The 1113-nt window shown below is 68.2% G+C and carries 1 protein-coding gene; it reads left to right on the top strand.

All coding sequences use genetic code 11. The annotated features are described in order from the left end of the window. Positions 1-41: 41 nt before the first annotated feature. The coding region (locus tag ACWGJ5_RS46585) for a polyketide synthase dehydratase domain-containing protein (protein ID WP_453315646.1) at positions 42-1113 on the top strand (1072 nt) is incomplete at its 3' end.

Genomic DNA, 1113 nt, shown 5'->3' with positions numbered 1-1113 from the left:
TCGGTCTGGGTGTTGCGGGTCATCCGTTGTTGGGTGCTGCGGTGGCGTTGGCGGACAGTGACGGGTTTTTGTTCACGGGTGTGTTGTCGGCGGGTGTGCAGGGTTGGCTTGCGGATCATGTGGTGCTGGGTGAGGTGGTGTTGCCTGGTACGGCGTTCGTGGAGTTGGCGCTGCATGCTGGTGGGCGTGTGGGGTGTGGGGGTGTCGAGGAGCTGACGTTGGAGGCGCCGTTGGTGCTTCCTGAGGGCGTTGGTGTGCGGGTGCAGTTGTTGGTGGAGGCTGCTGACGGGTCTGGTCGGCGGTCGTTCGGGGTGTTTTCGCGTCGGCGTGATGCGGTGGGTGGTGAGCCGTGGGTGCGGCATGCCACGGGTGTGTTGTGCGTCGTTGCTGATTTCGATGGCGGCGCGGGTGTGAGGGATCTTGTGGTGTGGCCGCCGGAGGGTGCGGTGGCTGTTGGGGTCGATGGGTTGTATGGGGAGCTTGCGGAGTCGGGTCTTGTGTATGGGCCGGTGTTCCGTGGGTTGCGTGGTGTGTGGCGGCGTGGGGACGAGTTGTTCGCCGAGGTGGTGCTGCCGGAGCAGGCTGCTGATGCTGCCGGTGCTTTCGGGCTGCACCCGGCCCTCCTCGACGCCGCCCTCCACGCGGTGGGTATCGACAGTGCCGAGCGGCGTGACGGGTCGGTGGCCGGTCCGCTGATCCCGTTCGCTTGGAGCGGGGTGTCGTTGTTCGCGGCGGGGGCGTCGTCGCTGCGGGTGCGGCTTGGTGAGCTCGGCTCCGATGCGGTGTCGTTGCTGGTGGCCGATGGTGCGGGCCGGCCGGTGGCGTCGGTGGGGTCGGTGGCGTTGCGGGCTGCTTCGGTGGAGCAGGTGCGTGCTGCCGCCGGTGAGCGCCACGACTCCCTCTTCCGCGTCGAGTGGGCCCCCGTCCCGGTTGCGGAGACCGACCAGGCGGCTGCACATACCTCCGACGACTGGGTCGTCCTGCCGACGTGCGACCTTTCCGGGTTTCAGGAGGCCTTGGACGGTGGTGGGTCGGTGCCGTCGGTCGTGGTGGTGGAGTGTGACTCGTCTTCGTCGGACGAAGCGGCCGGCGGTGGTGTGTCGGGTGTGTCGG

The organism is Streptomyces sp. NPDC054783 (assembly GCF_053611725.1).
Note: the sequence above shows the minus strand (reverse complement) of the source record. Positions and strands in the feature narration are given on the sequence as shown.